Annotated in this window: 9 protein-coding genes; all 9 read right to left on the bottom strand. The window is 63.9% G+C overall.

Features of this window, described 5'->3' with window-relative positions:
• Nucleotides 1-43: 43 nt before the first annotated feature.
• Complete coding sequence (locus Q0602_RS02810; RefSeq protein WP_295037984.1) at nucleotides 44-1,072, bottom strand: glycosyltransferase; 1,029 nt, start codon at nucleotides 1,070-1,072, stop codon at nucleotides 44-46.
• 43 nt (nucleotides 1,073-1,115) lie between these two features.
• Entirely contained in the window at nucleotides 1,116-3,431 is a 2,316-nt protein-coding gene (locus Q0602_RS02815) for a glycosyltransferase family 2 protein (protein ID WP_298838618.1), read from the bottom strand.
• A gap of 11 nt (nucleotides 3,432-3,442) precedes the next feature.
• Nucleotides 3,443-5,287, bottom strand: a complete 1,845-nt coding sequence (locus Q0602_RS02820; RefSeq protein ID WP_295037988.1) for a glycosyltransferase family 2 protein — start codon at nucleotides 5,285-5,287, stop codon at nucleotides 3,443-3,445.
• A gap of 33 nt (nucleotides 5,288-5,320) precedes the next feature.
• Nucleotides 5,321-6,313: a hypothetical protein gene (locus Q0602_RS02825; protein WP_295037990.1), complete on the bottom strand. Its 993-nt coding sequence runs from the start codon at nucleotides 6,311-6,313 to the stop codon at nucleotides 5,321-5,323.
• A gap of 221 nt (nucleotides 6,314-6,534) precedes the next feature.
• Nucleotides 6,535-8,850: a rhamnan synthesis F family protein gene (locus tag Q0602_RS02830; RefSeq protein ID WP_295037991.1), complete on the bottom strand. Its 2,316-nt coding sequence runs from the start codon at nucleotides 8,848-8,850 to the stop codon at nucleotides 6,535-6,537.
• An 18-nt stretch (nucleotides 8,851-8,868) separates the two neighbouring features.
• Nucleotides 8,869-9,915, bottom strand: coding sequence for a hypothetical protein (locus Q0602_RS02835; RefSeq protein WP_295037993.1), 1,047 nt, complete (start codon nucleotides 9,913-9,915; stop codon nucleotides 8,869-8,871).
• A gap of 751 nt (nucleotides 9,916-10,666) precedes the next feature.
• Nucleotides 10,667-12,016: a UDP-glucose/GDP-mannose dehydrogenase family protein gene (locus Q0602_RS02840; RefSeq protein ID WP_298838622.1), complete on the bottom strand. Its 1,350-nt coding sequence runs from the start codon at nucleotides 12,014-12,016 to the stop codon at nucleotides 10,667-10,669.
• Between the two features lie 122 nt (nucleotides 12,017-12,138).
• Nucleotides 12,139-12,684 carry a dTDP-4-dehydrorhamnose 3,5-epimerase gene (gene rfbC, locus Q0602_RS02845; RefSeq protein ID WP_295037997.1) on the bottom strand — a complete coding sequence of 182 codons (546 nt, stop codon included), beginning with the start codon at nucleotides 12,682-12,684 and terminating at the stop codon, nucleotides 12,139-12,141.
• A gap of 39 nt (nucleotides 12,685-12,723) precedes the next feature.
• On the bottom strand, nucleotides 12,724-13,617 hold an 894-nt coding region (rfbA, locus tag Q0602_RS02850), incomplete at its 5' end, for a glucose-1-phosphate thymidylyltransferase RfbA (RefSeq protein WP_298838627.1).

A 13,617-nucleotide genomic window follows, 5' to 3' on the forward strand; every position in this document is an offset into this window, starting at 1 on the left:
TGTCGCCATGACGGCGACACGAATTGGGAATTGAGGGAGCCGCTCAGCGCCTTACCCACCAGAAGGCCCGGGCTTTCTCCGGGTTGCCGATATCGAGCGCCTTGCGGGCGGCGTTCTGCGCCATCATTCGCGCCGTGGCGGGATCGTCGATCAGCTGCTGCATCGCCGAACGCCAGGCCTCGGGGGTGTCCTCCACCAGCAGCCCGTCCTCGCCCTGAGAGACGATCTCCCGATACGGCGAACGCGCGCTGTAGAGCCCCACGCTGCCCATGGCGGCGTTGTCGAGAAACTTGATGTACGTCTTGCCGGCATTGAACGGGGTATCGCGCATCGGCGTCAGGCTGATATGCATGCGCTGCCGGTCGCGATAGCGCTGGAACGCCCGCCATCCCAGCGGTTTCGGCGTGCGAACGCGCTGCAGCCCGCGCAGCGAGAGCGGCGAGTACCCCCCCAGCATGATCTCGAAGGTCAACGCCGCGTTGCGCTCGTGGATGTCGACCAGCGCCGGCGTGATGTTCTCGAGATCGGCCAGATGCGCCCGGGAGCCGTGGAATCCGACCCGTGGCGCCAGCATGGAAAAATGATCGTGGGTCGGCATCGGCGAGATCAGCGAAGGCGCCAGCAGCGAGACCGAATCGTGGCGGCGGCTGAAGTGTCTCGCCAGCGGCTCGCAGCAGGCGATGACCTCGTCGGCGATCGCCAGCAGCCGAGGCTGCAGGTGCGAGGAGACATGAGCCATCCGCCGCCGGTAGGTCTCGGGCAGCTGCTGGTCGAGGGCGGCGGCGGCGATGTCGTCATCGATCAGATAGCGGATGGTCGCCAACCGGTGACGGTTGTCCTCCAGCCACGAGATCCAGGCCGCGTTGAGCGAACGGCAGACGAGGATGTGAGCGTTACGCAGCTCGCCCACCAGCCAGGGCATGCACATGACCGGCAGCCGCCAGTAGCTGGTGTCGATGCGCTTGACCTCGATGCCACGCGATTGCAGCCACGGCGCCACCGATTTCAGGAAGTAGATGTCTTCGGTCGGGCAGGTTCCATCACTTAAAACCACCCAGCGCGGATAGCTCATGATCAGTCCCCTCGTAGGCTGGATTGGCATTCCCCTCGCGCACTCATCGCAGCGAGAAGTCTTCGTAAGTCAGTGTCAGGTTGGGGTGGTAGGCCGGGTCGTCGAACAGGCGATGGCGCCAGCGATGGCGCATGTACTCCGCTTCCCGGGACGCCCGCTGCCGTTTGGCATGGGTGTCGTCGGCCCCGCGGGAGACGGATTCGTGGTGGTAGAGTTCGGCGAAGGGCGTCCACAGGTTGCGATACCCCGCCTCGTCGACCTTGAGGCAGAAGTCCACGTCATTGAACGCGACCGCCAGGTTTGCCTCGTCCAGCCCACCGACGGCCTCGAACAGCGACTTGCGCACCACCAGGCACGCCGCGGTGACGGCGGAAAAGTTCTGCGCGAGATGCAGTCGACTGAAATAGCCAGGCTCGTGGCGCGAGAAGAACTTGTGGGCGTGCCCCGCCACCCCGCCGACACCCAGCAGGACGCCGGCGTGCTGGATCGTGCCGTCGGGGTAGTAGAGCTTGGCCCCGACACAGCCGATCTCTTCGCGGCAGGCCTGGCTGACCATCTCCTCCAGCCACTCTTCGTTGATCGGCTCGACATCGTTGTTGATCAGTCCCAGCACCTCGCCGCGCGCATGGCGGGCGCCGAAGTTGTTGATGGCCGAATAATTGAAGGGGTGCGGCCAATGCAGCACCCGCACCCGGGGGTGCCCGGCCAGCTCGGCCAGAAAACCCAGGGTCTCCGGGCAGGTCGAGCCGTTGTCGAGAATCAGCACCTCCAGGCGGGGATACCGCGTTCGCTCGAGCAGCGCCTCGACGCACGGCCGCAGGATCGCCACCCGGTCGCGGGTCGGGATGAGCAGGCTCACCAGCGGCGCCGGGTCGGGAAGCGGCCAGCGCACGCGATAGGTGTTGGGGAACCGGCCGGGCTCGGCGGTCGCCCCCGGCGCGTGCCGGGAGAGATGATCCCGCACCGCCCGCAGGCCGGCCTCGCCGGTGTAGCGCTTGGTCACCGCCGCGGTTGCCGTCGAGCCCTGCCCGGCGTGCCAGTGGTAGAGCACTCGCGGGATTCTGACGATGCGATCCGCGGCCAACCCGGCCGTGAAGCGCAGCGCCAGGTCGTGATCCTGGCTGCCTTCGTAGCCCTGGCGGAAGCCCCCGACGGCCTTCACCCTCGCCGTCCGATACACCCCGAGATGCGATACGTAGTTCTGCCCGAGCAGCAGATCGGGATTCCAGGCCGGCTTGAAGTGCGGATCGAACCGGGCGTCGTGGTCGTCGATCTTGTCCTCGTCGCTGTACAGAAGCTTTGCGCGGGGCTGGTGCTGCAGCGCATCGACGACATGGAAGAGCGCGTCGGGCACCAGCCGGTCGTCATGGTCCAGCAGCGCCACGTACTCGCCTCGTGCCAGGGACAGCGCGCTGTTGCTGGCGGCGCAGATATGCCCGTTGACCGGACGGAAGGTCACCTCGATACGGGAGTCCTGCTCGGCATAGTGCAGGAGGCGTTCGCGGATGCGGCGATCGGTGGAGGCATCGTCGGCGATGCACAGCTGCCACTGCGTGTAGCGCTGTGCCAGCACCGACTCGATACAGCGCTCGAGCGCTTCCGGGGCCGGGTCGTAGGTCGGCAGCAGGATGGAGATCGTGGGGCGATAGGCAAACGCCGCCAGCCGGCTCGATAGCCACGCCTCCGAGGCTACCGGCTGCTGCACCAACCACTCCCGGTAGCTCTTGCGGGGGCACAACCGAACGAAGGTCTCCTCGTACTGCTTGAGCGCCATCGCCCGCCAGTGCGTGTTCTGCTTCCTGGCGAGCTGCTTGAGCCGGGAGACGACGCTGGACTTGGGGGTCTCGAGCCACTGGCCATGCAGATTGGCCAGCCGCTGGGCGAGACGGTCGCAGGCGAACCAGGGGGTCAGCCACACCAGCCGCAGATGCTCGATGGCAAAGCACCCTTCCGTCTCCAGCGGATCGAAGCGAATCCCCCTGATGCCCGCGCCGATATAGCAGAGACGCTTGGCGATGCGGCCCGGTTTCAAGGTGAGATAGAAGCTCTCCGCCTCGTTGAAGCCCCGCCCCGTGTCCACGTACAGCCGCACCGATCCGCTCGGCTGATCGTGCCGGATCGCGACCTCCAGCATGTTCCAGCCGGGCATTGGCATCTGGCGCCGCCAGCCGAACTGCGGGTCGTTGCCCGTCGAGCGCCAGCCATAGGAGCGACTCTCGTCGGACCCGTCCCGCACCAGCCGCTCCAGTTGATGGAGCGGCTTCAGCCGCGGATGACAGACGAATCGGGTGGAGCGTTTCACGCCCCGCCAGAACCTCCAGCCTCGGGCCTCCGGTACGGGGGAGAGGGAAGTCTGCATCGCGATCTCCCTCACGATTCCAGCACGGGCTGGAGTGCGGCGGTACGCTGCACGCGATGCCGTCCCAGCGATTGCTGGGTCAGCGTCACGCGGCAGTCGACGATATCGCCGTGCGCCGCTTCGAGCGGAAGGTGGAAACCGACGTAGGCGCCACGGGGCGCTCCCCAGCGCAGCATGCCGGGCCGCAGCGCGTTGGCCAGTGTCCGCCCCACCTTGCGATCGTTGATCCAGACCTCGATCTCGACCGGGCTGTCGTCCGTGGCCCACCAGGCCCAACCCACCACCTTGTCGGCAACGCACTGCTGTATCGCACCGTGCACGAACGGCTGGCCTTGATGGAAAAGCGCCAGGCGTGACTCGAACAGGCGCTCGCAGTTGCGATAGAGCTGGAAGTCCTCCGCGTTCAATTCCCGCAGCGCGCTCTGGTCGGCGGCATCGATCTCGTAGACGTGGTCGACGGAGGCGTGTCCCAGGTTTTCGGCCATGCCCGGGATCTGCCAGCCGTAGAGGTCGTTCAGGATCGCCAGCGAGTCCGCGTAGCGCTCGGTCAGGCCGATGAATCCCAGCGCCTCGATCCGCGTCGATTCCAGAAACCGGCTCTGGCGATTGATCATGTCGTGGCGCCGGTAGAACGCCGAGAACGAATCCCGATAGCCGTGATGACGGACGAAGTGATGGTATTCGGAGGCCAGTCGCTGCAAGGGATCCCGCACGAACGAAAAGCAGTTCCGCATGCCCGCCAGATGGGCGTACTTCTCCACCTTGACGTGGCCGCCCAGCAGTTTCACGTCCTGGGCGGAAAGGATCTGCCAGAGCCGCCACACATCGCGCCGCTCGTAGGCCCAGCGCACCACCATCGGCGCGGTCTCCCGCTGGGTCTCGCCGTAGTCGTGCCAGACCTGCGCCTCCCCGAGATGGGCCTTGGCCCCCAGCCGGAAGCTGGTCCCCGCCGTCTTGGGAATATGCACGAAGAAACGCGGCTGCGGGGGCGCCGCGGCCAGCTCCGGCGCCAGTTCGCGGCTGGCATCGTCGACCCGGCGCAGCAGCTCCGGCGAGAAGCGGAGCGCCACCTCGTTCATGTCGTGCTTGCGGAAATACTCCAGGTCCCGGGAGTGCATCGGCCCCATGTTGGCGCGGCCCCGTGCCATCTTGGTGTCGACGAACTCCTCCTGGGACTTGATGTTGTAGTGGTAGATCCGCATCGGGGTCTCGATGACCCGTTCGGTGCGCCCGGACTTCGGCTTGCCATCCAGAAAGGCCGCTTCCTGTCCGTCGGCGCCCAGGTAACGGTAGCCCGGCTTCAGCTCCGCGGTGTGAGCGGTCATCGACAGCACCAGCGACGGCTTGACGATCGACTTGACGTGGCAGTTGACGACCCGCTCGCTCTCGCTGGCCATGGTGAACCGCTCCAGCACCCCGCCGGGCTGACGAAACCGCATGCCGGACGACCCGAATATCCGCCAGTTGATGGCGACGGCGCCGACATCAGCGGGCGCCAGGGTCGGTTCCAGCCAGTCCAGCGGCCGATCGCAATGGGGATGCACCAGGAACTCGTCGACGTCCAGGAACGCCATGAAAGTGGCTTCGTGGCCATGCTGCTCGAGCACATGGCGATACCACAGCACCTGCGCCAGCTCCTGGTGCTCCCACTTGCGCGCGGTCACCAGCCCCTGGCGTTGCCATTTCGCCAGCAACAGGTCGGAGTCGTCGGTACTGCCGTGGTCGGCAATGTAGAAATGCTCGAAACCGATCAGGCGGTGATAGGCGATCCACTCGGCAAGATACCGTCGCTCGTTCTTGACGATGGCGACGATAGCGTATCGATAACGGGGGCGATTGGCAGTGCGTGAAATCATCGGCGTAAATTCCCAGGCAACTCGGCTCCGCGACTATTTCGCGGAACCCAGAACCGGGCCGACGTCCACTCGATGGCGGTAAATGAACCGAGTGATGGCCCGAATCTTTCTATCGGTAATGGCTTCACCGAAGACATCAGCGGCTTCGGCAAGACTGTTGAATCGTGGCTGGCTGGCAGTACAGGCCGAGAACAGGTCATCGGCGATGTCGCGGGACAGCGCCGCGTGAGCCGGAGACGCCCCCGGGTCGGACTGGATCATGACCCGCCTCAATGGTCCTTCCAGGCGGTCTCGAAACTGGTCCGGGCTGCGCAACGGCACGTGGTAGACACAGGCCCCGCTTCTCTCCACGAAGGCCAGCGTCTCGGGGTCCGGCATCACGGGCACATCCTTCTCGCCCGCGAAGGCCTGGTGGTAGGCCATGTGGACCCGGGTACCGGGACGCTTGCGGAACAGCACCTTGTGCCGGCTGTTCTGGCGGGTATCGACACAGAGGTAATCGCCCTCGAGGAACTGGCCGCTCAGGTCCCGCTCCTGATAGCGGTGACGCTTGGGGATCAGGTTCAGCCAGGGCAGCGGGAAGCACTCCCCCACGCCTGCCGATCCATCGCTACGCTGCAGCCCGGCGGCGAACGCGGCGTGGAATTCACCGATCGACCCGTGCTCCCCCAGCGACAGAAATTCGTCGGCGTCGAAGCAGTAGACGTAGTTCTCCAGCTTGGGATCGATGAACATCGACAGCGCCCGGTTGACGTAGAACGCCTTGCGCCTCCCGAAATGCCCGCGACTCTCCAGCTCGACGAGATCGACCTCCAGCTCGGGAAAGCCGGCCCTCAGCTTGTCGATGCACTGGCGCAGGAAGTCGTGCTCCAGATAGCTGATGACGATCAGCCGCTGGAATCCCAGCCGCGCATGGTGCAACAGGGAGGACCAGACGATATCGCTCTCGCCACGCACCATCGTCAGGGCGGTGAAACAGATGTTCGACGTGGCGCGGATAGCCGCGCGTGGTAAATCGGTCGTCACGCATCCCCCTCGACCACTGAGCACATCGCTGGACTGGCGCCGGCGATCGGTAGCGGATCACCACGGCACCGGCAAGTTGGATCGACGCCCGGCCCCGGCCGACCTCGACCCTTTAGTGCCGATGCCTCCTCCGACCGGAACCCGAAACGACTTCGGCCATCCCGGTTCGGCGGCAGGCATCGCCACCGCCGCAGGAGACACCGCTCCCGCGACGAGTCCCGTCACTCCCCGATGAAGGGATTTCTCCCCACCTCGTTGATCAGCCGTCCCCACTTGAGGATCTCCATCTCGTCCAGCCCGTCCGCGCCGTGCAGTACCGCCGGGAATCCCAGCGCGGCCCACTTGTCCATGGGATGCAGGATATGGAAGGTCGTCAGCCCGAGATCCCCCGGCACCTGTGCGTCGGCGACCACGTTGTCGCCGATATGCAGGTGGCGATCGATGCCCTCGTCGGCCAGGTCCTGTTTCACCTTGACCCACATCGAGCCGTTGTCCTTGCGCGCCTGCTCCTCGCTGGAGACCATCAGGCGATACGCCGCGGCCACGCCGGCCTTGCGCAGCATCAGGCCCACCTGCTCGCGGTTGTAATAGCTGTCGGAGATCACCCACAGGATGTGCCCCTGGGCGGCGAGGTGATTGAACAGCTCGACCATCTCGTCCTTGGGCTGGATCATCTCCAGATCGAGTTCGTACTCGAGCTCCATCCACTCCCGGGCGACGTCGGCAGAGACGTCCAGTTGATCGGCCAGCTCGTCGTAGACCGCTTCGATACGAACGTCGCCCTTGAAGTTGGCGCGCTGGCGCAGCGTCGACTCGGCCTCGTTGCGCAGCTTGACGAAGGCCGGCGCGGACGGCACCAGCCCCTGTTCGGCCAGCATCTTGCCCAGCTTCAGCTTGGCGTAGTCCGGCACCGTGTACTCGCGACGCACGAGCGTGTCGAAGACATCGAAACTGATGCAGGCGTGGGCCTGGATACTGGCGATGTGCTGCTCCAGGCGACCGTGGTAGCTCGCGGTGATGTAGCCGTTGTCGGTGGTGAACTGGCCGGTGGGCGGATAGAAGTACAGCTGCCGGAAGCCGTGGTGCTCGGCCAGCGGCCCCAGCACACGCTCGAGGGCGTGCAGCATCGAGTTGTCGTTGGGCAGCGGCTCCTCGGGAAAATCCTCGTAGCGCCAGGATCGATCCAGAACGCCCTTCATCGCCTCCGGACGGGACCAGAACATCCCGCCGGCGGGATAGCTCAGGAACTCGGGGATGTGTCCAAGGCCGAGCGTCTGCTGCCACTCCCGCATGAAGCCCTTGTTCATGGTCTGGTGATTGACCCAGGACGGCATCATCCAAAACGTGGTCGGATAGTAGAGCCCCAGGGAACCGTCGGCGGCGAACGCGTTCAGCAGCCGGGTGATCACGGAGGTGTCGCGCAGCAGGTACTCGATCAGATACTCCGCCCACTGCGTCTGCTCCTTGCCGGAGTAGAGCGACTTCTTCGAATGCAGGTGGCAGAAGAGGTCGTACTCCTGCAGGTCCTGGCCATACTCCACCAGTACCGGGCCGAAGTTCCGGCCGCGGTTGGGCACGATGCGCGTCTCCAGCTTGTTGACCCGCGCATGCTCACCGAAGAGCTGGCGGGCCCGCGTCTCGAAACTGGCGTCCGCCAGCGTGAGGTAGACGTCCACGGTCACCGGGAAGCGTTCGATGGCCTTGGCGAAACGATCCAGGAAATCGATGTAGAAGACGTGCAGGCAGAGCGCGACCTTCAGCTTGCCGGCCGCCGGGGAGAGCGTCTTGCGGGGCGCAACGATCTCTCGGGGAAACCACCGCACCGTGGCGGGCACGTGTCGCCTTCCTTCGCTCCGCCCATGCAACAGGTAGTGTTGCAGCGGACTCTGCTGGGCGTGAAAGACGTCGATGTACATCCGGAGGTAGGTTTCGCTGTCGAACTTCGGCGATGGGTTCACCGGCGCGAAACGCGACTTGCGAACGTAGTCGTCGAACGCCTCCCGCTGCGTCGAGAAGCGCAGACCGTAAGTGGCCTGGTACCACTTGGGGTCGAACAGGCCGCTGTTCACCGCGTCCATGAAGGCTTGACTCATCATGGCGGCATGACCACCGCCCTCGCGCGCGGTGTTGCCCAGCGGGAGATCGACCACCTCGGGTTCTACGGGTTCCGGCTCTGGACTCGCGCCTGCATCGACCACCTCGGGTTCGGCGGACTCCGGCGCTGGACGCGGGTCCAGGTCGACCGGCGACACGGGAGGGGCCACTGCCTTCGAGAGCTCTTCCCCGGGCGCGGAGAGATCGTCGTTGACCGCGCCCCCCTCAGTGACGATGAAGGTCTCCGTCACCGTCACCAGGTTCTTGTCGTCGAGAACCGGCTCCTTGCGCGGCTGGTCCTCGACACCGCTCTCGGGTACGACGATATTGTCGTCCATCCCCACCACTTCCTCCGCCGCCAGACGCCGTTTGCGCGCCTGACTCGCGAACTGGGTCTGAAATAGCCACGGTAGCAGCGATATCATCTTTCCCGTCGGTTTCATGTGGCCCCCGCCTCTGATTTATATTGCGAACATTTGCATCGGATTGACGATGCCATTGCCGGTAATGTCGTCGTCGACACTGAAAAGGTGCCAGACATCGTGGGGAATACAGTTGGGTCGGGTCGCGAAGACTTCGTACAGCGCCTGGACATCCGACTTCGTGTAATTCACACCGTGGCGCCGGCACATCACGACGTGGTCGATCGCGCCATCGAAGACCGTCTTGAGGTCCTGGAAATGGCGCTGCGTCGCGGCCTGCCTGCCGTAGAAATACTCGAACTCCCGATTGCTCTTCTGCCGGATGTCGACCATCTGGCCATGTGGCGCGGTCAGCAGACATTCGAACAACAGCGATCGATCGAGCATGATGCAGCCGTTACGCCACCCCACGCCTTCATGGAAAACGCCTTTCAAAAGCGCATGATGCCGGCTGACTTCGGCGTCGCCCGGCTTGGTGGCAATGAAGTAGAGCCCGGTGGTGTCGCGTTCCAGGATATGGGTCAGAATTTTCTGGATCGTTCCGGAATACCCCAGGTCCAGCATCAGGGGCCGCTTTTCCGGATCCATCAATCCCGATCTCTCCAGATAGGCGATCAACGCCTTCCGGGTCGGAGAGACCACCGTCTTCAACGCTTTCAGATGCGGAGACAACCACTGGAAGACCAGCTCCTTGTCCTTGGGAAGCTCGCAGTTGAAGCGAAGCAGCTCGAACGGCAACGCCGCGAATATCTCATGCAGTTGAAGACCGAACCGCTTGCGCATCAGATCCAGGACACTACCCGTGAAATCGTTGCCCAGCGCCATCGGCGTGATCGTTTCCGACCCCAGCATGGCGCGAAAGAGCAGCGTCCGGGAGACCCTCAGGTAGACGGGGTCGTTGGCGAGCGCTATCGAGGATTCGCGCTGCAGCCGGGTCAGCAGGCGATGGAAGCACCACCCCTCCCGCGCCAGGCAGACCGGCAGGTGGCCATCGGCCTCGGCTTCTATGGACTCGGCGTAGACGTGCAGCGCGGGACCCAGAAAGGTCGCCCCGAATTCATATAACGCTCGGCTCTTGGCTTGCATGATGATGCCTCGTCTCGCATTTGATTTGTCACGATGAATGACGCTCGTTGTTCTTCGTCGCGGTCATCCGACACCGCAGGCCTTTTCATGATCTCGGCATATCTGGCGATGACGCGATTATTTGAAATTCGATAGCTTCTCGTCGCCAGGTAGTACCGTCAAAAAGTCATGCCTGGAGACAAGGCCCCAGAGAATACGGAGCCCTCTTTTGCAACCATTTATTGTCGATGACATATCTTATTGTAAACGACATGCCTTATTGAAAAGGACACGCTTTATTGCAAATAACATATCGTCGCCATATGACGACGGAACAACGTCAAGAAGACAAGCACAAGTTATTTTCGCGATCTTGCAGTGCCTTGTCGTCCGGCAACCGCCGTTAAGACTTTAGTCAGGGTAATCTCGACCCGGCTTTCGGTGAAGATGATTTTACTCATCGATATTCACCATCCCTCGACCCATGAATCCGTCGCCTCGAGGAAAAGATGAAAAGTCTAACCACCCAGGTATTAGGGAAATGCTGAATAAATCGCCGAAGGCGATAAAGAGCAGTTAGAGACACTAAATAAAAACACCCTAATTGAGAGATCTTCATCAAACTGAAAACTCAATGGGCTTTTCCGGCAACAGGATTTCACGAGATTTCGGAAACGAGGGCCTGGGATTTGCGCGAAAAGTCGGCGAGCGATGACCGCCCGCCTGCCATATCCACCCGCCATCGGCCGGCCAGATCCGGCCGAGCGCGGTGTCAGGCCGTCGCCTTGGCCTGGCTGTTCTTGCCACGTCCCACGGCGTAGTAGTCGATCCCCGCCGCCGCCATCGTCTCCGGGTCGAACAGGTTGCGGCCATCGATGACCACCGGCGTGGCCAGCTGGCCGCGAATCCACTCGCCATCCAGCGTGCGGAACTCTTTCCACTCCGTGCAGATCACCAGCGCATCGGCTCGCTTGACCGCCTGGATACGGTCGGCCACCAGCACCAGGTCGTCCCGCTCGCCGTAGAGTCGCCGGCACTCCTTCATCGCCTCGGGATCGTACGCCTGCACCGTCGCACCGTGCGCCCACAAGGTTTCCATCAGCTCCCGGCTCGGCGCATCGCGCATGTCGTCGGTCTCGGGCTTGAACGCCAGCCCCCACACCGCGATCGTCTTGCCTTCCAGCTCGCCGCCCAGGGCGTACGAGAGCTTCTCGAACAGCGTCGACTTCTGGCGCTTGTTGACCGCCTCGACCGCCTTGAGCAGCTCGGCCTCGTAGCCGACCTTGCTGGCGGTTCGGGCCAACGCCTGGACGTCCTTCGGAAAACAGGAGCCGCCGTAGCCGCAGCCCGGGTAGATGAAGTGATAGCCGATACGCGGGTCGGAGCCGATGCCCCGCCGGACGTCCTCGATGTCCGCGCCGAGACGCTCCGCCAGGTTGGCCATCTCGTTCATGAAGCTGATCTTGGTCGCCAGCATCGCGTTGGCCGCGTATTTGGTCAGCTCGGCCGCACGCACGCTCATCAGCATCAGCTTCTCGCGGTTGCGGTTGTAGGGGGCGTAGCACTCCCGCATCAGGTCGCTCACCCGGTCCGAGTCGGTACCGACGACGATCCGCGCGCCCCGCGTGAAGTCCTCCAGTGCCGACCCCTCCTTGAGGAACTCGGGGTTGGAGCAGACATCGAACGCCAGCTCGACGGCACGTTCCTGAAGTATGCCGGCGATACGATCGCGCACCTTGTCGGCCGTACCGACCGGCACCGTCGACTTGTCGACGACGACCTTGTAGCCGTTCATGTACTGGCCGATGGTGGAAGCGACCGCCAGCACGTACTGCAGGTCGGCGCTGCCGTCCTCGTCGGGCGGGGTGCCGACGGCGATGAACTGCAGGACCCCATGCTCGACCGCCATTCCCGCATCCGTGGTGAAGCGCAGGCGCTGCCCCTCCACGTTGCGCAGGACCATCGACTCCAGGCCCGGTTCATAGATCGGGATCTCCCCCTGGACCAGGCGTTCGATGCGGCTCTGGTCGATATCGACACAGACCACGTCGTGGCCCACATCCGCCAGACAAGCGCCGGTCACCAGGCCGACATAGCCGGTGCCGAAAACGGTGATTTTCATACGAGCAATCCCCATCAATGATCGGAGCCGCCACCTGTGGCAGCTCGGTTGAGTCCCAATAGCCTCGGCGCCCTATCCCGCCACCCGCTGTATGGGCAAGCGCAGTACTTTTCGGACATGGCCTAGGCGAAGGTGGCCGCGTCGGCCAGCAGGCTACCCGCCTCGTCCTTTGCCGATGTCACCGGTCTTCCGCCCACCAGGGGCCACTCGATGGCCAGCTGCGGATCGTTCCAGTGCAGGCTGTGCTCGTCCCCCGGCGCGTAGTAGTCCGTGCACTTGTACTGGAACTCGGCAACCTCGCTGGTGACATAGAAGCCGTGGGCGAAACCCGGCGGGACCCATAGCATCCGTCGGTTCTCCTCGCTCAGCAGCGCGCCGACCCAGCGGCCGAAGGTGGGCGAGCTGCGGCGCAGGTCCACCGCCACGTCGTACACCTCGCCCCGCGTGACCCGGACGAGCTTCCCCTGGGGCTGCTGCAGTTGATAGTGGAGGCCGCGCAGGATGCCCTGGCCGGACTTGCTGTGGTTGTCCTGCACGAAGCGATGGTCGCCGCAGTGCTCGACGAATTCGCTGTGTCGAAAGGTCTCGAGGAAGAACCCCCGCTCGTCGCCGAATACCTTCGGTGTCATCAGCACGACGTCGGGGATGGCCAGTTTTTCGTAGTTCATGTCGTCCGTCTCTCCGGCTGCAATGAGGGTCTTCGGGGGTCACCGGTTGCCACGGACGCCGGCCACGGCAGCCTCGCCGACCGCCGCGCCGCGCTGGGCATCCTCGAGACGCTTCAACAGATACTGGCCATAGCCGGTCTTCTTCAAGGCGCTACCGCGCTCGGCCAGCGTCGCATCGTCGATCCAGCCCTGGTTCCAGGCGATCTCCTCCAAACAGGCGACCTTGAGCCCCTGGCGATGTTCGATCGTCTGCACGTACTGCCCGGCTTCCAGCAGACTGTCGTGAGTGCCGGTGTCCAGCCAGGCGAAACCCCGGCCCAGGCGCTCGACGCGCAGGTCGCCCCGCTCCAGATAGGCGTTGTTGATACTGGTGATCTCCAGCTCGCCGCGCTCGGAGGGCTTGACCTGATGGGCGATCTCCACCACGTCGTTGTCGTAGAAATAGAGACCGGTGACCGCGTAGGGCGACTTCGGCTTGATCGGTTTCTCCTCGATCGACAGCGCCTTGCCGGAGGCGTCGAACTCCACCACGCCGAAGCGCTCCGGATCCTTGACCAGATAGCCGAAGACCGTTGCGCCCTTCTGCATGTCCGAGGCGCGCATCAACTGCTCGGAGAAGTGCTGTCCATGGAAGACGTTGTCCCCCAGTACCAGGCAGACCGAATCGTCGCCGATGAACGACTCGCCGATCAGGAACGCCTGGGCCAGTCCATCCGGCGACGGCTGCTCGGCGTACTCGAAGCGCAGACCGAACTGCTCGCCATCCCCCAGCAGATAACGGTACTGCGGCAGATCGGACGGCGTCGAGATGATCAGGATCTCGCGAATCCCGGCCAGCATCAGCACCGAAATCGGGTAGTAGATCATCGGCTTGTCGTAGACCGGCAGCAGCTGCTTGGAGATGCCCTGGGAGATCGGATGCAGCCGGGTGCC

Source organism: uncultured Salinicola sp. (assembly GCF_937921195.1).
Classification (GTDB): domain Bacteria; phylum Pseudomonadota; class Gammaproteobacteria; order Pseudomonadales; family Halomonadaceae; genus Salinicola.

Excerpts from the sequence above, each read along its gene's own strand:
- Q0602_RS02810 (WP_295037984.1), bottom strand. The coding sequence starts at position 1,072 with ATGAGCTATCCGCGCTGGGTGGTTTTAAGTGATGGAACCTGCCCGACC.
- Q0602_RS02815 (WP_298838618.1), bottom strand. The coding sequence starts at position 3,431 with ATGCAGACTTCCCTCTCCCCCGTACCGGAGGCCCGAGGCTGGAGGTTC.
- Q0602_RS02820 (WP_295037988.1), bottom strand. The coding sequence starts at position 5,287 with ATGATTTCACGCACTGCCAATCGCCCCCGTTATCGATACGCTATCGTC.
- Q0602_RS02830 (WP_295037991.1), bottom strand. The coding sequence starts at position 8,850 with ATGAAACCGACGGGAAAGATGATATCGCTGCTACCGTGGCTATTTCAG.
- Q0602_RS02835 (WP_295037993.1), bottom strand. The coding sequence starts at position 9,915 with ATGCAAGCCAAGAGCCGAGCGTTATATGAATTCGGGGCGACCTTTCTG.
- Q0602_RS02840 (WP_298838622.1), bottom strand. The coding sequence starts at position 12,016 with ATGAAAATCACCGTTTTCGGCACCGGCTATGTCGGCCTGGTGACCGGC.
- rfbC (WP_295037997.1), bottom strand. The coding sequence starts at position 12,684 with ATGAACTACGAAAAACTGGCCATCCCCGACGTCGTGCTGATGACACCG.